Genomic DNA, 21,919 nt, shown 5'->3' on the forward strand with positions numbered 1-21,919 from the left:
GGTGATTACTTCCCCTTTCTCATCATGTTGCTCGGATAAATCTTTTTGTCTAATTTGAATTTGACAATTTGCAGGGGATGGCGGGCAGCGTCTAGCTCATTTCCGTCTTCGTCCCAAATGGTTTCAATCGTATGTGTAAAGTTTTCGATTTCCGGACCGAAAAATTCTACTTCGTCGCCTTTTTTGAAGAAATTGCGCTGCTGAAGAGTGACCATTTGTGTATCCTCATCATAATTCAGCACTAAGCCGACAAAATCAAATGTTGTTTTTTTGCCGTGTTCGCCAAACATTTGCTCTTCATAGCCTGGTGTTCCTTCAAAGAAAGCTGTCGCAGTGTCACGGTTGGCGCATTTATCAAGCTCTTCCAGCCATTCTTTTTGAATCACAAAGTTATCGGGATCAGCGCAATAAGCGTCAATCACTTTACGATATACGCTGACAACTGTCGCTACGTAGTGAATGGATTTCATCCGTCCTTCAATCTTTAAGCTGTCGATGCCCATTTCAATCATTTTCGGAATCGACTCAATCAGCTTCAAGTCTTTGGGACTCATTGCAAACGGAGCGTCTTCTTCACTGTATAAAGCAACGGCATTGGCACCTTCGGTTTGATATAAATCATAATCCCAGCGGCATGACTGGCAGCAGCCTCCGCGGTTGGAATCGCGGGCTGTCATGTGATTGCTCAGGACACAGCGGCCGGAGTATGCAATACACATCGCACCGTGAATAAAGGATTCGATTTCGATATCTACTTTTTCTTTCATTTCTCTGATTTCGAGCGCGCTTGTCTCACGGGCTAACACCACACGGTCAAGCCCTTCTTCCTTCCAGAACTGAACAGCCTTCCAGTTGGAGAGAGATTGCTGCGTGCTCAAGTGAACCTCAACATGAGGCGCTACTCTGCGGCATGTTTCGATAATAAGCGGATCTGCCACAATGATGCCGGCAACATTGGCGTCACCAAGAGCTTTTAAATACTCTTCAAGCCCGTCAATATTCTCATTATGGGCAAAAATGTTTGTCGTGACGTAAATTTTCGCGCCGTATTTTTTCGCAAATTCCACGCCCTCTGCGATTTCTTCAATCGTAAAGTTATCCGCATTCGAACGAAGCCCGTATTCCTGCCCTCCGATAAAGACGGCATCCGCTCCGTAATGCACAGCAATTTTCAGCTTTTCAAGATTCCCCGCAGGCGCGAGAAGCTCTGGCTTTTTCGTAATCACACGCTTACCATCCACTATTTTAGAAATCTTATCATTTACGGCAGTCATAGCGTAACCTCCTTTTCATTAATAAACCGTTTCTTTAAAGAAGAAGCCAGTATCTATTTTTCTGTTTACTGGCTGAATGTTTTCAATACGTTCGATCCAGTCTTCTTTTTTCGCTTCGTAATCGTCACGGTTTTCCGCACACAGATCAATCGCTTCTCTGTACATGCTGGTGACTTCCACTAAGTATTCAGATGATTTCAGAACACCGTCGATTTTGAAAGAATCGACTCCCGCATCTATCAGCTCTTCAAGTTCATCAATGATGCACACATCGTTTGGGCTCATGATATGTGTGCCGTTTTCATCTTCGAAAATCGGATATTTATTATGGCGTTCCTTATCATGCAGGAACATGCCCGATTCTTTTTTCTTTCTTTCAATGTCCATGACTTTGCCTTGGTATTCGAAATAGTTTCCGATCAAGGAACGTTTCGACTGGAACATGCAGGTCATTCCATGCACCTGAACTTCAATTTCAACTTCTGCGTTTTCTTTGATCTCGACAATGCTGTCCATATTTAATTCTCTGGCAAGCACAGATCGAGTTGCGCCTTTACGTCCCCAGTAGTTGCATGTATAATAGTTGGTTCCTGTCGTTTCTGTGCTCCAATGAAGCTTCAGATCCGGTGCTGATTCACGTGCAGCCATAAGAACGGCAGGATCGCCGAATACAGCCGCATCAACGCCCGTTTCCGCTAAGAAAGCGAGATAATCGCCAAGTTCTCCCACTTTATCATTATGAAAAATTCCGTTTACGGCAACGTATACTTTTGCTCCTTCGTTGTGGGCAATGTCTACGGCTTTCGTTACATCCTCACGGGAAAATTCCCCCGCTAATCTAAGACCGTATCTCTGTTCCCCAACTAAAAACGCAGTTGCTCCCGCCTGAATCAGCGGCAAAATGTCTGCCGTACTTGTCGGTGTGACTAAGAGCTCTGGTTTTTTCATGACGTTCACCTCTTCTTTTTACTGATCGCAAGCCCGTCCCCAACAGGGATAATCGCAGTTTGATAATCCGGATGATTCATCAGCCAATGATTATACTCATCGATTTTTGATACCAGCCTGCGTCTTCTTTTTGGTTCTATTTTGCTGTAATCCTCTGCCACCAGACCTTTAAACAGCACGTTGTCTGTTAAAATCACCCCGTCTGGCGAAAGCATCGGTTCATATAAGTGAAAAAAGTTTTGATATTGACCTTTAGCAGCATCAATGAAAATCACATCATATGGCGCTGTGACATGAACGGCTTCTGCTAATTCGAGCGCGTCCCCGTAAAACACATGGATTCGGTCATTCAGCTGAAAATCCTTTATGTTATTAACAGCTTCCTCATGGCGTGTCTCATTGCGTTCAATCGTATATATTTCTGCAGACGGCAGTGCCAGCGCCATTCGAATGGCCGAGTAACCGATAGCCGTTCCGATCTCCAGTATTTTCTTCGCCTGTTTGACAGACAAAATTTGAAGCAGCACTTCTATGCCCGCTTTTTCCATAATCGGAACATGATGTTCTTCCGCATATGCTTCCAGTTTCCTCACGTTATCCGGCTGAGGCTTCAATAATGCTTCTATATAGTCATTTATTTGTTCATAGCGGTCTGTCACAACAAACAGCCTCCCGTTCTAAAAAGGAGTGCCCCAGTCTTTGACACAGGACACTCTCTGAGCACAACTTGTATACGTTAGTAAACAACCCGATATATTTTATCATAAAACCTTGCGGAATGCGAATAAAAGGAGAGCTTTTGCTCTCCTTTTATTTCTGATTTTTTGCCGAAATATATTTTTCTTTTGCTTTATTATGTTCTTTTAATGTTTTCGTAAATACGACTTCACCGTTTGATTTTGCTAAAAAGTACAGATAGTCCGTTTTATCCGGATGAAGCGCCGCTTCCCATGACGACATTCCGGCATTGGCAATCGGTCCTGGCGGCAGACCTGTGTTTTTATACGTATTGTACGGCGAATCGATTTCAAGGTCTTTATAAAGCACCCGGTCTTTATGCTTTCCAGCCGCGTACAAGACGGTCGGATCGGTCTGAAGCGGCATCTTCTTTTTCAGCCTGTTATAAAAGACGCTGGAAATTTTATGGCGATCGGCTTTTTCAGTCGCTTCCTCTTCGATCAAAGAAGCCACCGTCAGCAGCTTATGCACAGAAAGCTTTTCTTTCTTCATTTCTGTTTTGTATGTTTTCACATAAGAATCTGTCTGTTTCATCATCTCAGTTATGATGTTCTCAAGCGACGTATCCGGATCGTTGAATGGATATGTAGCCGGGAATAGGTATCCTTCCAGCGGATGCTTTATATTCTTCTGAAAAACATCGTTTGTAACGGTGTCCGGAAATTCCTTTTTCAGCTGATTGATAAACGTTTTATCGTCCAGCTTTGCCATGACCTGTTTTTTTGAGTATTTCGTTTCCTCCGCAATGGCGTCGGCGATCTGTGTCAGCTGTTTCCCCTCAGGCACGGTGATTTGAAAGGCGTAGTTTGTTGCTCCGCTTGTCAGCTTCTTGATAATGGCATCCAGATCCATTCCTTTGTTCAGATGGTAGTACCCGGCTTGGAATCCGGAAGCTTTTTTATATTTCACATAGTACTGAAATGCCTTTTCACTTTTTATGACATTGTTTTCTTTCAAAATCGATGCGATCGCAGATACAGACGATCCGCTCGGAATGTTAATATTAACTGTCGTTTTATTGTTTTTTTCAACAGGTTCCAGCAGTGATTTCCCATATAAAAATGCTCCGCCTATGATGAGAAGCAGCACAATAATGGAAGACAGTACAATTCTTTTTTTATTTAAGAATGATTTTTTTTGCTGATTAATATACATAAGGTCTCCTCCCATCAGCTTTTATACTACATGATTCATGCTGTTTCGGCAATTTATTACAAAAAAAGTCTCTTTATAAGCAGAAAAAAAGCCGGAGCAGTATAGGCTCCGGCTTTTGGCGCGGTTTTTACTCTTCGTCTTCTTCCGCTAAAAACGTGTTTAATGTCTCTTCGATCATATCCCATTCTTCATCGGTTTCGATCGGGAATAGTTCACCGTCTTCACCATCTTCGTTTGGCGTAAAGCTGGAAGCAAGAATTTCTACTTCTTCGTCATTCTTTGTTTCAATTGGGTAGTACAACACATAAGATTTGCCAAACTCTTCGTTTTCAAATGTAAACAGCACTTCGCAAAGCTGTTCATTTCCTTGATCGTCAACAATTGTAATATTTTTTTCGCCGTGTTCCATTATATTCACCTCTGGCTTTAATTTAAGCTGTCAAGATATCCTTGCAGAATCATAACAGCCGCCATTTTATCAATGACTTTTTTTCGTTTCTGCCTGCTGACATCAGCGGCAATCAGCATTTTTTCAGCCGCCATTGTGGTAAGACGCTCGTCCCACAGCACAACAGGAACATTGTACGTGTTTTCAAGCACTTTCGCAAATGTTTGGCTGGCTTCACCTCTCGGGCCGACTGTTCCATTCATGTTTTTAGGAAAGCCAAGCACGATCTTATCTATAGTATAGTCTTTTGTCAGTTCAGATAAACGGGGTAATCCGTAATCGCCCTCTGCTTCATTTATCTTTATGGTCTCAATGCCTTGAGCAGTCCAGCCCATTTCATCGCTCAGAGCAACACCGAGTGTTTTGGTTCCTAAATCGAGCCCTAATATTCTCATTGTTTATTTACGCCTCTTTATGCTGTTCTAAATAAGACTTCACCAATTCCTCGATTAATTCGTCTCTTTCAAGTTTGCGAATTAAATTGCGAGCGTCACGATGCCTAGGAATATAAGCGGGATCACCTGACAGCAAGTATCCGACAATCTGATTGATTGGATTGTAGCCCTTTTCCTGAAGCGCGTCATACACAGTAATCAGCACCTCATTTACGTTAGTCTCGGCAGAATCATCGGAGAAATTAAATTTCATCGTTTTATCAAACGAGCTCACCGTTTTGCACCTCTTTCCCAAATTCGCAGGCAAAGTTCAGCCTGGGGTCCTAATCTTACCATCATTCTACACTACATGGGCAAATTATAAAACGGATTTCACCCAATCTTCTACAGAAGCCAATGCTTCTTCTAATTTTTCCGGCTGCTTGCCGCCCGCCTGTGCCATGTCCGGACGGCCTCCGCCGCCTCCGCCGCAAACTTCCGCGGCTTGTTTGACAAGCTTGCCGGCATGAAGGCCTTTCTCAATCAGATCCTTTGTAACACCGGCAGAAATATTGACTTTATCATTTTGTACAGCGCCAAGCACGATGACCGCAGAGCCGATTTTTGCTTTCAGTTCATCAACCATTGTGCGGAGATGGTTCATGTCTTTGGCGTTTACCTTTTCCGCAAGCACGCTGACACCATCAACTTCTTTTACTTTTGATAGAATGGCGCCTGCTTCAACGTTGCCTAGTTTCGCCAGAAGAGATTCATTTTCTCTTTGCGCTTCCTTCAGCTCAGCCTGCAGCGCAGCAACGCGCTTCGGCACCTCTTTGATATTTGTTTTCAGTTCGTCGGCAGTCTGCTTCAAAACTGAGATCTGACTGTTCATTTCCACGTAAGCGCCTTGTCCTGTTACAGCTTCAATCCGTCTAGTGCCCGCTCCGATTCCAGACTCAGATACGATTTTAAACAAGCCGATTTCCGCTGTGTTGCTGACATGGCATCCGCCGCAAAGTTCAAGGCTGTAATCTCCGACTTGAACAACCCTTACAATATCACCGTATTTTTCTCCGAACAGAGCCATAGCTCCCATTTCTTTTGCTTCAGCGATCGGTTTCAGATCAATGCTGACCGGGATGCTTGCCCAAATCTTTTCGTTTACAATGACTTCAATTCGTTCGAGCTCTTCTTTTGTCACTTGTCCGAAGTGTGAGAAGTCAAAACGAAGGCGGTTTTCATTCACAAGAGAGCCCGCCTGATTGACGTGCGTTCCAAGAACATCCTTCAAGGCCTGGTGCAATAAGTGCGTTGCCGTATGGTTTTTAATCACGCCGCTTCTCATATGATCTTCAACCTCAGCTGTTACATGCATGCCTTTTTGAACGCTTCCGCTCTCGACAACGCCTTCATGCACATGCTGGCCGTTCGGCGCTTTTTGCACATCTTTCACTTTTACCACTGCCTGCTCGCTGCGCAAAAAGCCTTTGTCGCCGATTTGACCGCCGCTTTCCGCATAGAAAGGTGTTTCGTCAAGAATGATCTGTACAGTTTCGCCTTCATGCGCTTCTTCAATTAACCGGCCGTCCTGCAGAAGCACAATCACATTGGCATCAGCCTTTGTTTGGGAGTAGCCGACAAATGTGCTTTCTTCTGTTACGTCGCGTAATGCGCCGCCCTGCACCTGCATGCTGCCGACATCCTGACGTGCATTTCTGGCCCGCTCGCGCTGCTGGTTCATTTCTTCTTCAAAGCCTTTATGGTCAACTTTCATGTTCTCGTCTTCCGCATATTCTTCAGTCAGTTCAACCGGGAATCCGTACGTGTCGTAAAGTTTAAAGACATCCGCACCTGAAATGACGCTGCTGCCCTTATCTTTTTCCTTTTTGATCATTTCAGACAAGATGGCAAGTCCTTCATTCAATGTTTCGTGGAAGCGTTCTTCCTCCGTTTTTATGACCTTTGAGATGAATTCTTCCTTCTCTTTTACTTCAGGGTAGAAAGCAGCCATGATCTCAGCAACAACCGGCACAAGATCGTACATGAACGGACGGTTGATGTTGATCGTTTTGGCATAACGAACAGCGCGGCGCAATAAACGTCTTAATACATAGCCGCGTCCTTCATTTGACGGAAGCGCCCCGTCACTGACAGCAAAAGCAACCGTTCTGATGTGGTCGGCGATGACTTTAAATGCAGTGTCTTTTACATGATCTTGGCCGTAAGCTTCACCGGAAATCGTTTCTGTCGCTTTAATGATTGGGACAAACAAATCAGTATCAAAGTTTGTCGGGACATTTTGAATGACAGATACCATTCTTTCAAGCCCCATCCCTGTATCGATGTTTTTCTTCGGAAGCGGCGTATACGTGCCATCCGGATTATGGTTGAACTCAGAGAATACAAGGTTCCATACTTCAAGATAGCGGTCATTTTCTCCCCCAGGATAAAGCTCCGGATCGTCAGGATCGTTCCCGTACGCTTCACCGCGGTCGTAGAAAATTTCTGTGTTCGGTCCGCTCGGCCCTTCGCCGATGTCCCAGAAGTTCCCTTCCAGGCGAATAATTCTTTCTTCCGGAACACCGATTTTTTTCGCCCAAAACTCATACGCTTCTTCATCTTCCGGATGAACTGTAACAGAAAGAAGCTCTTCGTCAAAACCAATCCACTTGTCACTCGTTAAAAATTCCCAAGCCCATGTGATCGCTTCTTCTTTAAAATAATCGCCGATGGAAAAGTTTCCGAGCATTTCAAAGAATGTGTGATGGCGCGCGGTTTTACCCACATTTTCAATATCGTTTGTTCTGATTGCTTTTTGAGCGTTTACGATTCTTGGATTTTCCGGCACAACGCGGCCGTCAAAATATTTTTTCAGCGTCGCAACACCGCTGTTGATCCAAAGCAGTGAAGGATCTTCATGAGGCACTAATGACGCGCTCGGCTCTACAGCATGTCCTTTTTCTTTAAAGAAATCCAAAAACATTTGACGCACTTCAGCAGAAGTTAAGTGTTTCATTGTATTTCCTCCTCTATAAAAATCGAAATTCTCTTCAGTGACAGCAAAAAAGCCCTCCCCCTATGCAAACACACGTTTACACAGGGACGAGAGCTGTCTCGCGGTACCACCCTGATTACGGGCCTTATGATTCGCCCGTCACCTTTCATCCAATAACGCAGGATGTGCGGCAGCGATTAACTGCACTCAGGATTAGCTTCCTCCGATCTTCTGATAAAGCTCCTTTCAGCTTACGGAGCTTCTCTCTTTAACAGGGCTTCGGCGTACTCAGATCCGTCACTCGAGATTCGTATGTATTCTACGAGAAATTATAGACAAGCGGCACGCCAATGTCAATGCTCCGTCCGCATCCGCAGAAAATGGATCATCATTACTTTTAAAACAGCCGCAGCAGGCACTGCCAGTATCATGCCGACAATCCCCGCCAGCTCACCTCCGGCAAGAAGCGCAAGCATGATCACTACCGGGTGCATCTTGAGGCTTCTGCCGACAATAAACGGACTGAGGACATTTCCTTCCAAAAATTGAAGTACAAACACCGTAATGACAACGACAAGAACGGCCTTCACAGAAATCGTCATCGCAATCAAAAGCGCAGGAACAGCGCCGATAAAGGGACCGAAGTACGGGATGACATTCGTAATACCCGAGATAAGACCCAGTATCAGCGGATACGGAAGGCCAAATATCCAAAATGTAATACCGGCTACAGCTCCGAGAATCAAGCAGACGAGCAGTTGGCCGCGAATGTAATCACCGAGTGAATCATCTACATCAAGCAAAAAAGCGCTGCCCCGCTTCCTCCACGACTTCGGCGTCAAATACCACACCGTTTTTTTCATCAATTCGATATCCTTGACCATATAAAACACGAGAAAAGGGATCGTTGCCGCAATTAAGAAATAGTCGAGTACTTTACGGATTCCGCTGATTGCCCCTTCGATTGTGCCGGCGAAAAACGCCTCTGTCTGCCTAATCATTTTGTCTATGCGATGATGCATGCCGTCCGGCCAGTCATCTGTATGGTTATGCACGTGAAGAAGGAGCCCATTGTACGTCTCGGCAAACATAGGTATATTTTCTGACAAATCCGTCAGCTGCACGATTAGAACAGGCACACCTTTATATAATGCCCAGCCCAGTCCGCCAAAAAAAAGGACGTAAATTACCAAAATGCTTAAAGTCCTTGGCAGACCTTTGTCATGAAGCCACTCAGTGACCGGAAGTAATAAATAAGAAATAAAAATAGAAATGATCAAGGGAATAAAGATCGATTTTATGACGAGCCAAAGGGGAGACCATAACATATCTAGCATACAAAAGACATAGACTGTTAACAGGACCAATAAACAAATGGCCACCCATAACAAAAGCTGCACCGGTTTCTGGAGCATCTGCTTTCACCTCTTCTATATCTTTTGAGGATTATAGGGAATTATTCTCTTATGTTTTCTTTACACAGACAAATGGAATGGATATTTTCCCACGCTAAATTTTCAGAAAAGTTTGACCTTTTCACACTAAGGTATGCAGCATATCGTGTTGTTACTTTCCTCAACCTTGTAAGTTAGTTACATTTACACATAATTATTGAAGTTTCTGTTAGGAGGATTGCGATGATCTCATTTCAAAATGTAAACAAGCATTACGGAGATTTTCATGTGCTAAAGCAGATTAACCTGCAAATCGAAAAAGGTGAAGTCGTCGTCATTATCGGCCCATCGGGTTCCGGAAAAAGCACTTTACTCAGATGCATCAACAGGCTGGAGACGATTAACGAAGGAAATCTTACCGTAAACGGCACAGTTATTAATGACAGAAAAACTGACATTAATCACGTACGGCGAAATATCGGAATGGTGTTTCAGCACTTTCATTTATATCCTCATAAAACCGTGCTGCAAAATATTATGCTGGCGCCCGTAAAAGTACTCGGACAATCCGCTGAACAAGCGAAGGAAACTGCGCTGTATTACCTAGAAAAAGTTGGAATCCCTGAGAAAGCAAACGCCTATCCTTCCCAGCTTTCCGGCGGGCAGCAGCAGCGTGTGGCTATTGCCCGGGGACTGGCGATGAAGCCGGAGGTCATGCTGTTTGACGAGCCGACATCGGCGCTCGATCCGGAAATGATCGGTGAAGTGCTTGATGTGATGAAGAACCTCGCCAAAGAAGGCATGACAATGGTTGTCGTGACGCATGAAATGGGGTTTGCGAGAGAAGTGGCGGATCGTATTGTCTTTATTGATGAAGGTAACATTCTGGAGGAATCAGCACCGGCTGAGTTTTACGCAAACCCGAAGGAAGAACGGGCACGCCTATTCTTGAGCCGTATTTTAAATCATTAAAAAGAGAAATGGGGGCGTTTGTATGAAAAACATTTTATCGTTAGCATTGATTTCTTTAATCGCTGTTGTCATGCTTGCTGCATGCGGAAGCAAGGGGTCAAACGGAGAAAGCGCAAAGGATAGCAAAAAAGATACATTAGCTGCCATTAAAGATCAAGACAAAATGGTTTTCGGTGTTAAAACCGACACCAGGCTGTTCGGCCTGAAAAACCCAAGCTCAGGTGATATCGAGGGATTTGACATCGACATTGCCAAACAAATCGCTAAAGATATTTTAGGCGACGAAAACAAAGCTGAATTTAAAGAAGTCACATCAAAAACAAGGATTCCGATGCTTCAAAACGGAGATATCGACGCCATTGTCGCAACGATGACGATCACTGATGAACGAAAAAAGGAAGTTGACTTTTCCGATGTCTATTTTGAAGCAGGCCAATCACTTCTCGTGAAAAAAGGCAGCAAGATCAAAAGTATTGAGGACCTTGGCAAAGGCTCGAAAGTTCTCGCTGTAAAAGGCTCCACTTCCTCTCAAAACATACGCGAAAAGGCGCCTGATGCGAGTGTATTAGAGTTCGAAAACTACACCGAAGCCTTTACAGCGCTGAAATCCGGTCAAGGTGATGCTCTCACAACGGATAATGCTATTTTATACGGAATGGCTGACGAGAATAAAAATTATCAATTAACAGGAGAACCATTCACGGATGAGCCATATGGAGTTGCCGTAAAAAAGGACAATTGGCTCTCGCAAAAGAAATTAACGCTTCTCTCGAAAAGATGAAATCGGACGGTAGATATGACGAGATTTATAAAAAATGGATAAAAGAAAAACCAGCTGAATAACGAACATCCCGGGGTGAGCAGGCGATGCTCATCCCGATTTTATAAGGAGAGTGAATAAAGCATATGAATGTGTCTATTCTATTCGATAACTTCGACATGTATATGGACGGTTTTTACCACACGCTGCTCGCAAGCCTGATCGCGCTGGCCGGCAGCTTTGCGCTTGGCGTTCTTGTCGCGGTGATGAGAATAACAGTATTTAAGCCCTTGCAATGGCTCGGGACGGCTTATGTCGAATTTATCCGCAATATCCCTTTGCTTTTGATCACATTTGTCTTTTACTTTGGACTTCCAAATGCGGGTCTGAGGCTGGATGGATTCCAAGCGGGTACCGTTGCGCTCACAATTTATACGTCTGCTTTTATCGCAGAAGCCATCAGAGCCGGCATCCAGTCTGTTTCAAAAGGGCAAATGGAAGCAGCAAGATCGTCAGGCTTTACCTACAGCCAGGCAATGGTATATATCATTTTGCCCCAGGCGATCAAAATTGTGATCCCCCCCTTGGGCAATCAATTTTTAAACTTGGTCAAAAACTCGTCTATTCTCGGGGTTGTTGCCGGATTGGATCTCATGTATCAGGCAGATTTGGTGTCATCAAGCACGCTCGTCGTTTTTGATGTCTATATCTTTGTGGCACTCTTTTACTTAGTGCTGACGATACCGCTTAGTATCGGTGTTAACTATTTGGAAAAACGGCTGGAAAGAAGCTATTGATAAGGAGTGAAAACCATTGGATTTCATCGGAGCTTATTCATCTGAACATTTAGCTTTTTTATGGGACGGCTTTCTCGTCACACTGTACGTTGCATTTATTTCTATCATCCTGAGCTTTATTTTCGGGTTGATCGCAGGTACTCTCCGTTATGCGAAAATCCCTATTCTTTCTCAACTGATTGCCGTTCTCGTTGAAACGATCAGAAATCTCCCCTTATTATTAATTATTTTCTTTACGTTTTTCGCCCTGCCGGAAATCGGGATCAAACTTGAAATTACAGCTGCCGCTATTACAGCCTTAACAATCTTTGAATCCGCCATGCTTTCTGAAATCATACGGAGCGGCCTGAATTCAGTTGACAAAGGGCAAATTGAGGCGGCGCGTTCCTCCGGTCTTAGCTATACACAGTCACTTTTCTCTATTGTGATGCCTCAGGCGCTTCGCCGGATGGTTCCGCCGATTGTCAGCCAGTTTATTTCTTTATTAAAGGATACATCGCTAGCTGTTGTCATTGCCCTGCCTGAGCTTATTCATAACGCGCAGATTTTAAACGGGCAAAGCGCTGACGGCAGTTATTTTTTCCCGATTTTTCTGCTGGCGGCATTGATGTATTTTGCAGTCAATTACAGTCTTTCACTTGCAGCCAGACGCCTAGAGGCACGCCAGACATAAAAAGGATACTCTAAATAGAGTATCCTTCATTCCTTAAAACATCTTCATCATTCTTTTTCTCATCCGCTTCATGCTTCGATTATTCAGCATGTCAGATTGAGTAGCCATTCGGTACACGAGAGCCCCGGCTCCCAGCGCCAAAAGAGAAGTCATTGTCCGATTCATCCTGCGCATCTCCTTTCGTTATTAAAAATTGATGCTGCGTTCATCCTCAGAAAACAAATCATCCAGGCTGCTTAGCGTTCCGTCTTCTTCCACTTGATGAGTTTCAATCTTCCCTTTGACCACTGTCAGCTCAATGAAACAGCCCCAGCAATAATATTGGTTCACGCCGATTTTCCCGATATCCTTACTTTTGCAGTTCGGGCATATAAGCATATCTCACACCTCTATCCGTTCAGAACGATCTCGTCTTTCCGCACCTCTACAAGCGAATCCGCTCTTTGGATCTGGCGTTTGCACCCCGCTAAGTCAGAAAAGAAACCGTCCGAGAGTTCATATGCTACGATTATGCCCTTGTCCAAACAAAAGTATACATCTTCCAGCATCCCCAAAATATCACCCTCTTGCGATTTCACAAGCTTCATTTTCATCTGCTCATATGTGAAGCATGATTTCGGAAGAGGCAAAAGCTGTTCTGAATTGACTGCGGCCAATATCCGGTCATGAAGAATGCAACTGATATCACATGCACGTAAAAGCGCATGATGGTTATGAAAAAGACGTTTTTGTTCAAGAATAAATCCGAGACAATTTCCTTCAAGAGAAAAACAAATATCAGAAATCGACCCAAGATAATAAGAAGTTTGTTCTGAATATACAGGAAATCCTTCTACCTCATGGCATGTTCTCAAAGTGTGATCAACCACCTTTTGTTGAACAGGCTTAGGTTTTGCTTTTCACCTTTGACACATACGATGAAATCACTTCCACCCCACTGAAAAAAGCTCCCGCAAACACGGGAGCCCTTTTTACAGCTGTTCTTCTTTCATAAAATCGAATGGCGTAATGCCTTCCATTCCGATATTTGCGTCGCGCACGCTGAACGGGAGCTCTTTTTGCAAAGCCGCAAGCTCAGCATCCATTTCAGCCGCCTGCGCTGACAGCCTGTTTTTTAATGAGGTCTGTCTGACAGTCGCGTCATTATTTTTCACGCCCCACTCCAGCGCTTCCTCTTCCCCGCATAAAATGAGAAATTTCTTCGCCCTCGTGATGGCGGTATATAGAAGGTTTCTTCTGAGCATTCTATAGTAGCCCTTCACTACAGGAAGAACCACGATCGGAAATTCACTGCCCTGCGATTTATGAATAGAGCAGCAATACGCATGAGTAAACTGACTGAAGTCTTTTTTCGTAAATGTCATTTCATTGCCGTCAAAAGAGACAACAGCCATGTCTTCTTTTTCTGTATTTTCCTTCGCATAGAAAATTGAAGTGATTTCTCCAATATCGCCGTTAAACACATTGTTTTCCGGCTGATTGACAAGCTGCAAAATTTTATCCCCAGTTCTATAGACAACGTCACCGAACTTAATTTCCCTCCGCTTTTCTTTTGGAGGGTTTAAAATATCCTGCAGCATCACATTCAGCTCATTGATTCCGGCTTTCCCTCTGTACATTGGGGCGAGGACCTGTATATCTTTTGCCGTATATCCTTTTTTCAATGCATTCGCGACAACCTTCTCAACCACTTCTTTAATTTGCGAACCACCGCAGCGAATAAAGGAACGATCCTTTGTCGGGGCCGTCAGGTTGTTTGGAAGCAGCCCATTTTTCATCTCGTGGGCAAGCTCGACAATCGACGATCCTTCCGCTTGCCGGTAGATGTCTGTCAGTCTTACGGTCGGAATCACCTGGGATGCCAAAAGGTCTCTGAGCACTTGACCGGGTCCGACGGAAGGCAGCTGGTCTTCGTCTCCGACAATGATGATTTGAATATGGTCAGGGATCGCTTTGAACAAATGATTCGCAAGCCATATATCAAGCATACTCGCTTCATCGATAATCAAAAGCTTCCCTTCAATCGGCTGGTCCTCTGTATGAGTAAATCCTTCCGCGCCATTCCAGCCGAGCAGCCGGTGTATCGTAACCGCCGGAAGACCCGTTGACTCACTCATTCGTTTCGCCGCTCTACCTGTAGGCGCGGCCAGCACAATCGGAAAGGCTTCATCTTTTTTATAATCCGACGGATCAAGCGAAGCACCGTGGAGTTCTCCATACAATTCTACAATGCCTCTGATGACCGTTGTTTTACCGGTACCCGGCCCTCCCGTTAAAAGAAGCATCGGTGACGACAGCGCTTTTTGTATCGCTTCCTTCTGACTCGGCGCGTACTGAACATTCATACGCTCTTCCAATTCTCCTAAAGCCAGGAGGAATTCTGATTCAGGAAACTGGTCGTCATATTCGGTTTGGCTTGCGATCTGTTTCACACGCTTTGCAACATTTTGTTCAGCGAAAAACAGCGACGGAAAGTAACATCGTTCATCTTCAATGACAATATCCTTATTTTCTCCAAGCGCAATCATTGCATTAGCGGCATCCATTTCTGTAATGCGCTGTCCATCTGCCGCTGACTGATTTAACAGCGTTTGGGTTTCGATAATCAGCTGCTTCGTTTCTATGTACGTATGCCCTTCTGAAAGGCATGTCGTTTCAAGCGTGTACAAAATAGCCGCTTTTATCCGCTCAGGATGATTCCCTGAGAGCCCCATTCTTCCGCCAAGCTCATCTGCTTTTCCAAAGCCTATGCCTTCCACGTCTCTCACAAGCTGATAAGGGTTTTCCTGAATTTTCTCCAGCGTCTCGGATTCATAGGCCTGATAGATTTTCATAGACAGCTGAGGGCCGAACCCAAATTGATTCAGCGAAATCATAATTTGCTCCAGTCCCTGATGCCGCTGCAAAGCACCGGCAAGGGTGTCAGCTTTCTTTTTTGACAGTCTGGGAACATCATAAAGGACTGAAGAATCAGCCAAAATTTTATTAATCGCACTGTCACCCAGTTTTTTCACAATCTCTTCAGCGGTTTTTTTACCGATTCCTTCAAACAGATCGCTCGACAAATACTGAATGACGCCTTCTTTTGTTGTCGGGATCTCCTTTTTGAAATGCTCAGCTTGAAATTGCAGTCCGAACTTTGGGTGAGTAACGGTTTTTCCGTAAAACGTGTAGGTCTCTTCTTCTTGAAGCGCAGGGAAGTAGCCCGTCACGGATACGACTTTATCTTCAATAGCTTCGGAGGTCTCTGTGACTTTCACTTTCAGAACCGTATATAAATTGGCGTCATTGTGATAAATGACGGTGTTTACTGTCCCTTTTAAAAAGGGCTCCTCCTCCATTTTCAGCTGATCCGGGTGCTGCTGCACGAGCCGTCCCTCCTCCTGAGCTTTTTATGATGGGTCGATCAGTTTTTTTGCATGAAGCGCCAGCATATGATCCGGCTGGATTTCGATAGCCTTATCCAGCATTTCAAGCGCTTTTTCACGATTTTCTTTATAAGCATAAGCGACACCGGAATTATAAAACGCATCCGCGTGCCCCGGGTCTTGCTCAGTTACAGCTTCAAATTGGCTGAGTGCTTCGTCCAGCATGCCTTCGTTCGCTAAGCACATCCCGAATTGGAAACGCGCTTCTGCATCGTTTTCATTCAGCTCGACGGCTCTTTGTAAATATGGCAGAGCGAGCTTAGGCTGCTCAAGCTTTACGAGAACGGTTCCAAGCATGTAGAAAAGATCACCGTTCTCCATTCCGGCACGCAGCGCTTTTTCAAACATGTCTTTCGCTTCTTTGTACATTTCTTTTACAACATAGACATTTCCTGCTCCATAATAAGCAGTGGCTGCCCCGCTGTCTAAGTCAAGCGCTTTTTCATAAAACGCAAGCGCCCGTTCCAGTTCATTTACTGATGAAAGCAGGTTAGCAAAGTTAATATACGGAATTGCGTCTTCTTTGTTCTCTTCAATCGCTTTTGTAAAAGCCTCTGCCGCTTTTTCGTAATCGCCTTCCTGCATTGCCTCTATACCGGCTTGATTGTAGTCCACAGACATCTTCCTTTCATTAAAAAACCCCAACTCGCTGTTGAGGTTTTTTCATTTTATACATACCACAATTTTGTTCCGTCTTTATATACGTCATCGATGGTTCCGCCGCCAAGGCATTCTTCGCCATCATAAAAGACAACGGCTTGTCCCGGTGTGACAGCACGGACCTGTTCGTCGAAGATAACCTCCGCTTCGCCTTCCCCAGTCATTCGAACCGTGACTTTATGGTCTTCTTGACGGTAACGGAATTTAGCCGTGCAGGAAATCTCTTCGCCCTTCATGATATCCGAACGTACCCAGCTGATATTGGTTGCTGTGATTTTATCGGAGTAAAGGAGCGGGTTGTGGAACCCTTGATCCACGTAAAGGATGTTCTTTTCAAGATCTTTACCGACCGCAAACCACGGCTCGCCGCTTCCGCCGATGCCAAGGCCGTGACGCTGTCCGATCGTGTAGTACATTAACCCGTCATGGCGTCCTTTTACTTCGCCGTCCATCGTCATCATATCGCCCGGCTGTGCAGGGAGATATTGGCTGAGAAACGTTTTGAAGTTGCGTTCGCCGATAAAACAGATGCCTGTGCTGTCTTTTTTCGTTGCCGTTGCAAGTTCTGCTTCTTTGGCAATTTCACGCACACGGCTTTTTTGAAGCTCGCCGATCGGGAACATGACTTTGCTTAGCGTATCTTCTGTCAGCTGATTCAAGAAGTACGTTTGATCTTTGTTTTCATCAATGCCGCGCAGCATTCTGACTTTGCCGCCGCTTCTGTCGACCCTTGCATAGTGGCCAGTCGCTAAATAGTCGGCGCCAAGTGACAGGGCATGCTCCAAAAATGCCTTGAATTTAATTTCTTTGTTGCACAGCACATCCGGGTTTGGTGTTCTGCCTGCTTTATATTCATCGAGGAAGTATTGAAATACCTTCTCGTAATATTGCTTTTCAAAATTAACGGCATAGTACGGAATTCCGATTTGATTGCAGACGCGGATCACATCTTCATAATCCTCTGTCGCCGTGCAAAAACCGTTTTCGTCCGTATCATCCCAGTTTTTCATAAAGATTCCGATCACGTCATAGCCCTGTTCTTTTAACAGCAGAGCCGCCACAGATGAGTCTACTCCGCCGGACATGCCGACAACGACTCTTGTATCCTCCGGCCGTTTTTCCATTTCATTCACTCCAATAATTAAGTCCGCCTTATTGTGTCAGCCGCTTTACAACGGCAGCCACATGTTCGGCAGCGGTTTTCACTTGCTCAGCCGTATTGCCGAGACCGAAGCTGATTCGAATTGAGGACGTCAGCCGGTCGCTCTCTTCACCGAACATGGCAGTCAGAACGTGTGACGGCAGGACTGAACCAGCGGTGCACGCTGATCCGCTGGAGACCGCGACTCCCGCCATATCAAGATTTACCAGCAGTGCCTCCACAGATACACCCGGAAAATAAAGGTTCATAACATGCGGAAGGCTATGCTCTTGATCTCCATTGATCTCGAATGCCACACCGGCATCCTTAAGCGTGCCGGCAATGATTGTTTTAAACGATTGATACTTCTCGTTTTTTTCGTCCCGTTCTTCGCCCGACAGCTTGACCGCTTCTTTCAGCCCGACAATTCCCGGAACATTTTCTGTTCCGGCACGGCGTTTTCTTTCTTGCTCTCCTCCGAATAACAGCGGAGAAAGCTTTACATCCTTACTTGCATATAAAAAGCCTGTCCCTTTTGGCCCGTTGAGCTTGTGCCCAGAAACAGACAGAAGGTCAATATGGCTGCTTTTCACATCAATTGGAAAAAATCCGAATGCCTGAACAGCATCGGTATGAAAATAAGCCTTATGTTCCTTCAGCAGCTGGCCGATTTCATCGATCGGCTGCACAGTTCCGACTTCGTTATTTCCATACATCACTGTCACAAGGATTGTATCATCACGGAGTGCTTCTTTCACCTGATTTGCACTGACTCTGCCGTTTTCATCAACATCCAGATACGTCACTTCAAATCCGTCTTCCTCCAGTTTTTCACATGTGTGAAGCACGGCGTGATGCTCAATTTTTGTCGTGATGATATGTTTTCCCTGATCTTTTCTGGCAAGCGCAGTTCCCATTATCGCTAAATTATCGGCTTCCGTTCCCCCGCTAGTGAAAATAATTTCCTGTTCTGCCGCACCAATTTCAGCTGCAATCTGCGCTCTTGCTTCGTCCACCCATTTCCGTGATTCCCTTCCAAATGAATGAATGCTGGATGGATTGCCGAAATTTCCGGAGAAATGCGGTATCATTTTCTCCAGCACGCGATCATCCATCGGAGACGTTGCGGCGTGATCCAAATAAATCCGTTCCATTTTGTTTTACACCTCTGATCTAAATATAGAACATATAAGCTTCTTGCTCTCCATCTGTGTAGCTGGCAAGGTCCTCTAATGTTGTGCTGTCTAACACTTCTTTAACGGCATCCCGTATGCGGATCCACAGCTCCCGCTTGGCAGGCTCCTCGTCTTCGAGCACTTCCACAGGGCTGATCGGACCTTCAAGCACGCGGATGATGTCTCCAGCTGTAATGGCATCCGGCTCACTGCCTAATACGTATCCGCCGTATGCGCCTCTGATGCTTTTGACTAAGCCGGCATTTCTGAGCGGTGATACCAGCTGCTCTAAATAATGCTCTGACAAATTATTTGTCTGTGCGATGCTTTTTAATGAAGTCGGGCCTTCACCATGCTTTTTCGCGAGCTCGATCATAATGGTGAGACCGTATCTTCCTTTAGTTGATATTTTCAACATGAACACCTCTGTTATTTCATGATTTTCCACATATATAATGGTAATTTCTATATAATTCGTCCGTTTATTAAATAATAGACCAACTGCTATTATAGCATACCTTCTGCGAATTTTCATGGAAGCCGGCGGAAACAGGGCTTCCCCCTTTTCTAATTTCCGGTTTTCCGTTACCCTGTAATTAAGTAAGGAGAGATGATGATGAAGCCATTGGCATATCGGATGCGTCCGACGAAAATAGAGGATATTATCGGCCAGCAGCATCTGGTGGCTGAAGATAAAATTATCGGCAGAATGGTTCAGGCAAAACATTTGTCATCCATGATTTTGTACGGGCCTCCCGGAATTGGAAAAACCTCAATCGCAACAGCAATCGCCGGTTCAACAAGTATTGCTTTCCGCAAGCTGAATGCCGTTATTAACAATAAAAAAGATATGGAGATCGTAGCCCAAGAAGCCAAAATGTCCGGCCAGGTCATTTTGATTTTGGATGAAGTCCACAGACTCGATAAAGGAAAACAGGATTTTCTTTTGCCTTATTTAGAAAATGGCATGATTATTTTAATCGGCGCCACTACAGCTAACCCATATCACGCCATAAACCCGGCCATCAGAAGCCGAACGCAGATTTTTGAGCTAGAGCCCTTAACACCTCAATTGATTAAACAGGCTTTAGAGCGAGCTCTTCATGATGAGCACCGGGGGCTTGGCACGTATTCTGTTACAATTGATGACCAGGCGATGGAGCACTTTGCCCACGGATGCGGAGGAGATGTCCGTTCCGCTTTAAATGCGCTTGAGCTTGCCGTATTATCAACGAAGGAGTCTGCGGACGGCGTGATTCACATCACATTAGAGACTGCGGAAGAATGCCTGCAAAAGAAGAGTTTTTCTCACGATAAAGACGGTGATGCGCATTATGACGTCTTGTCCGCTTTTCAAAAATCGATCCGCGGCTCTGATGCCAACGCCGCTCTTCACTATTTGGCCAGATTAATTGAAGCGGGTGACTTGGAAAGCATCGCGAGAAGACTCTTGGTTATCGCCTATGAGGATATCGGCTTAGCCAGCCCGCAGGCCGGACCTAGAGTGCTGCATGCAGTTCAGACCGCCGAACGTATTGGCTTCCCTGAAGCGCGCATACCGCTGGCCAATGCGGTAATTGAGCTCTGTCTCTCGCCGAAATCCAATTCAGCTATTTTAGCAATCGATGAAGCGCTCGCGGACATCAGAGCAGGAAAAATCGGCGATGTCCCAAAACATTTAAAAGACGCGCATTATAAAGGAGCACAGGAACTTGGAAGAGGAATCGACTATAAATACCCTCATCATTACGAAAATGGATGGGTTGAACAGCAGTACCTCCCTGATCCTTTAAAGAACAAGCAATATTACAAACCGAAGCAAACTGGTAAATTTGAATCTGCGTTAAAGCAAGTGTACGATAAATTAATAAAAAGAAAATAAAAAAACAGCCTTGAATATGCTTCAAGGCTGTTTTTTTATTATTTATCCTTCACGCGTTTGATTTCAATATCTTTCAAAAGATCCATGACAACATGACCGCCCATAATCAATCCCGCAACAGACGGCACAAAAGCATTAGAGGACGGCGGCATTTTGGCTTTGCGGATTTTCGCATCGTCATTTCCGACTTCTTTTCTGACGTCTTCCCGGATCACAATTGGGCTTTCATCGGAGAAAATCACTTGAACACCCTTTTTGATGCCTTCTTTACGGAGTCTCGTACGAACTACCTTTGCAATCGGGTCAGTATGTGTTTTAGAAATATCTGCGATTTGGAAACGTGTCGGGTCTGTCTTGTTCGCCGCACCCATGCTGGAGATCAGCGGAATATCCCGTTTCAGACATTCTTTCATTAAATGGATTTTATAATGAATGGTGTCTGACGCATCAATTACGTAGTCAAGGTTATACTCAAAGAATTGCTCATACGTTTCTTCCGTATAGAACATTTTTAACGAAATCACTTCACACTCAGGGTTAATGTCTGCAATACGCGCTTTCATTAAATCCACTTTCGGCTGACCGACAGTTGAAAGAAGAGCGTGAAGCTGACGGTTTACGTTTGTGATGTCCACATCATCCTTATCGACAAGCAGGATGCGTCCAACGCCTGAACGTGCAAGCGCCTCCGCTGCGAACGATCCGACGCCTCCAACTCCAAGCACAGCAACCGTGCTGTTTTTCAGCGTTTCAAGGCCTTCTTTTCCGATAGCTAATTCATTGCGTGAAAACTGGTGTAACAAGAACCTCACTCCACATTCGTAATCTGGTTTTCATATGATAAATGGCTATTACAGAAACAGCCGTTTTTTCTGCGCATAAAAAATAAAGTCCCAATTGTGCCGTTGCAGCTTTCCTTTGTTTTGAACCCGCTCTCAGCAGGTGGGTGCCCTCTTTTAAATCTTGTAAGTCCTCTTTACCGAATGAAAAGAGGCATGTACGCCATTTAAAAATGCGGGCTCCCAAATCAAAAAAATGTTCGGTCAAAACTAGGTGTACAACTAACACATCAGGACTTTATTTAACTTGTCAAAATCATATCATA

The 21,919-nt window shown here is 44.8% G+C and carries 22 protein-coding genes, 1 other RNA gene and 1 pseudogene; 5 read left to right on the forward strand and 19 right to left on the reverse strand.

Features of this window, described 5'->3' with window-relative positions; genetic code table 11:
- Window positions 1-5: 5 nt before the first annotated feature.
- The 9 genes from AU387_RS08950 to AU387_RS08990 all read right to left on the reverse strand — a co-directional run bounded on the left by AU387_RS08950 (window position 6) and on the right by AU387_RS08990 (window position 9,347).
- The gene (locus AU387_RS08950; RefSeq protein WP_059335499.1) at window positions 6-1,274 is read right to left on the reverse strand and encodes a peptidase U32 family protein; all 1,269 of its coding nucleotides are present in this window, start codon (window positions 1,272-1,274) and stop codon (window positions 6-8) included.
- 18 nt (window positions 1,275-1,292) lie between these two features.
- Window positions 1,293-2,222, reverse strand: a complete 930-nt coding sequence (locus AU387_RS08955) for a peptidase U32 family protein (protein WP_059335500.1) — start codon at window positions 2,220-2,222, stop codon at window positions 1,293-1,295.
- 5 nt (window positions 2,223-2,227) lie between these two features.
- Window positions 2,228-2,881: an O-methyltransferase gene (locus tag AU387_RS08960; RefSeq protein WP_059293524.1), complete on the reverse strand. Its 654-nt coding sequence runs from the start codon at window positions 2,879-2,881 to the stop codon at window positions 2,228-2,230.
- Window positions 2,882-3,032: 151 nt separating this feature from the next.
- The gene (gene mltG / locus AU387_RS08965) at window positions 3,033-4,115 is read right to left on the reverse strand and encodes an endolytic transglycosylase MltG (RefSeq protein ID WP_059335501.1); all 1,083 of its coding nucleotides are present in this window, start codon (window positions 4,113-4,115) and stop codon (window positions 3,033-3,035) included.
- 127 nt (window positions 4,116-4,242) lie between these two features.
- On the reverse strand, window positions 4,243-4,524 hold the full coding sequence (locus AU387_RS08970) for a DUF1292 domain-containing protein (RefSeq protein ID WP_010335105.1): 282 nt from the start codon (window positions 4,522-4,524) through the stop codon (window positions 4,243-4,245).
- Window positions 4,525-4,541: 17 nt separating this feature from the next.
- Window positions 4,542-4,958 (reverse strand): Holliday junction resolvase RuvX, encoded by a 417-nt coding sequence (gene ruvX, locus AU387_RS08975; RefSeq protein ID WP_044154325.1) that lies wholly within the window; start codon window positions 4,956-4,958, stop codon window positions 4,542-4,544.
- Window positions 4,959-4,965: 7 nt separating this feature from the next.
- A complete protein-coding gene (locus AU387_RS08980; RefSeq protein WP_003225903.1) occupies window positions 4,966-5,232 on the reverse strand; it encodes an IreB family regulatory phosphoprotein in 267 nt (88 codons plus the stop codon).
- An 84-nt stretch (window positions 5,233-5,316) separates the two neighbouring features.
- Window positions 5,317-7,953, reverse strand: a complete 2,637-nt coding sequence (gene alaS / locus AU387_RS08985; protein ID WP_059335502.1) for an alanine--tRNA ligase — start codon at window positions 7,951-7,953, stop codon at window positions 5,317-5,319.
- A gap of 332 nt (window positions 7,954-8,285) precedes the next feature.
- Window positions 8,286-9,347 (reverse strand): AI-2E family transporter, encoded by a 1,062-nt coding sequence (locus AU387_RS08990; protein WP_059293521.1) that lies wholly within the window; start codon window positions 9,345-9,347, stop codon window positions 8,286-8,288.
- Window positions 9,348-9,569: 222 nt separating this feature from the next.
- Between AU387_RS08990 and AU387_RS08995 the strand changes: the two genes are divergently transcribed.
- From AU387_RS08995 to AU387_RS09010, 4 genes and pseudogenes are all read left to right on the forward strand, one after another.
- Window positions 9,570-10,298: an amino acid ABC transporter ATP-binding protein gene (locus AU387_RS08995; RefSeq protein ID WP_059335503.1), complete on the forward strand. Its 729-nt coding sequence runs from the start codon at window positions 9,570-9,572 to the stop codon at window positions 10,296-10,298.
- Between the two features lie 22 nt (window positions 10,299-10,320).
- Window positions 10,321-11,141, forward strand: a pseudogene (locus AU387_RS09000) (transporter substrate-binding domain-containing protein).
- A gap of 63 nt (window positions 11,142-11,204) precedes the next feature.
- Entirely contained in the window at window positions 11,205-11,855 is a 651-nt protein-coding gene (locus AU387_RS09005) for an amino acid ABC transporter permease (protein WP_044154313.1), read from the forward strand.
- A gap of 16 nt (window positions 11,856-11,871) precedes the next feature.
- Complete coding sequence (locus AU387_RS09010) at window positions 11,872-12,528, forward strand: amino acid ABC transporter permease (protein ID WP_044154312.1); 657 nt, start codon at window positions 11,872-11,874, stop codon at window positions 12,526-12,528.
- Window positions 12,529-12,561: 33 nt separating this feature from the next.
- Here the strand turns inward: AU387_RS09010 and AU387_RS20520 are convergent, their stop codons facing one another.
- The 8 genes from AU387_RS20520 to cymR form a co-directional block, all read right to left on the reverse strand.
- A complete protein-coding gene (locus AU387_RS20520) occupies window positions 12,562-12,693 on the reverse strand; it encodes a YrzQ family protein (protein ID WP_024122308.1) in 132 nt (43 codons plus the stop codon).
- A gap of 21 nt (window positions 12,694-12,714) precedes the next feature.
- Window positions 12,715-12,906: a hypothetical protein gene (locus tag AU387_RS09015; protein WP_010335110.1), complete on the reverse strand. Its 192-nt coding sequence runs from the start codon at window positions 12,904-12,906 to the stop codon at window positions 12,715-12,717.
- Between the two features lie 11 nt (window positions 12,907-12,917).
- Window positions 12,918-13,382, reverse strand: a complete 465-nt coding sequence (locus AU387_RS09020) for a PRC-barrel domain-containing protein (RefSeq protein ID WP_044154311.1) — start codon at window positions 13,380-13,382, stop codon at window positions 12,918-12,920.
- A gap of 117 nt (window positions 13,383-13,499) precedes the next feature.
- Window positions 13,500-15,896 (reverse strand): SF1B family DNA helicase RecD2, encoded by a 2,397-nt coding sequence (gene recD2 / locus AU387_RS09025; RefSeq protein ID WP_059335504.1) that lies wholly within the window; start codon window positions 15,894-15,896, stop codon window positions 13,500-13,502.
- A 24-nt stretch (window positions 15,897-15,920) separates the two neighbouring features.
- The gene (locus tag AU387_RS09030) at window positions 15,921-16,541 is read right to left on the reverse strand and encodes a tetratricopeptide repeat protein (protein WP_081638347.1); all 621 of its coding nucleotides are present in this window, start codon (window positions 16,539-16,541) and stop codon (window positions 15,921-15,923) included.
- 83 nt (window positions 16,542-16,624) lie between these two features.
- Entirely contained in the window at window positions 16,625-17,740 is a 1,116-nt protein-coding gene (gene mnmA, locus AU387_RS09035) for a tRNA 2-thiouridine(34) synthase MnmA (protein WP_004398509.1), read from the reverse strand.
- Between the two features lie 28 nt (window positions 17,741-17,768).
- The gene (locus AU387_RS09040) at window positions 17,769-18,911 is read right to left on the reverse strand and encodes a cysteine desulfurase family protein (protein WP_059293514.1); all 1,143 of its coding nucleotides are present in this window, start codon (window positions 18,909-18,911) and stop codon (window positions 17,769-17,771) included.
- A gap of 19 nt (window positions 18,912-18,930) precedes the next feature.
- Window positions 18,931-19,347: a cysteine metabolism transcriptional regulator CymR gene (gene cymR / locus AU387_RS09045; protein ID WP_003225879.1), complete on the reverse strand. Its 417-nt coding sequence runs from the start codon at window positions 19,345-19,347 to the stop codon at window positions 18,931-18,933.
- A gap of 201 nt (window positions 19,348-19,548) precedes the next feature.
- Here cymR and AU387_RS09050 point away from each other — a divergent pair, with 201 nt between their 5' ends.
- Window positions 19,549-20,814, forward strand: a complete 1,266-nt coding sequence (locus AU387_RS09050; protein WP_059335505.1) for a replication-associated recombination protein A — start codon at window positions 19,549-19,551, stop codon at window positions 20,812-20,814.
- A 38-nt stretch (window positions 20,815-20,852) separates the two neighbouring features.
- Here the strand turns inward: AU387_RS09050 and AU387_RS09055 are convergent, their stop codons facing one another.
- Together AU387_RS09055 and ssrS are read right to left on the reverse strand one after the other, a co-directional pair.
- Window positions 20,853-21,617, reverse strand: a complete 765-nt coding sequence (locus AU387_RS09055) for a tRNA threonylcarbamoyladenosine dehydratase (RefSeq protein WP_059293512.1) — start codon at window positions 21,615-21,617, stop codon at window positions 20,853-20,855.
- Window positions 21,618-21,700: 83 nt separating this feature from the next.
- Window positions 21,701-21,893: non-coding RNA, 6S RNA (gene ssrS, locus AU387_RS09060), on the reverse strand.
- Window positions 21,894-21,919: the final 26 nt, after the last annotated feature.

Origin of the sequence: Bacillus halotolerans (assembly GCF_001517105.1) — a bacterium.
GTDB classification, from domain to species: Bacteria; Bacillota; Bacilli; order Bacillales; family Bacillaceae; genus Bacillus; species Bacillus halotolerans.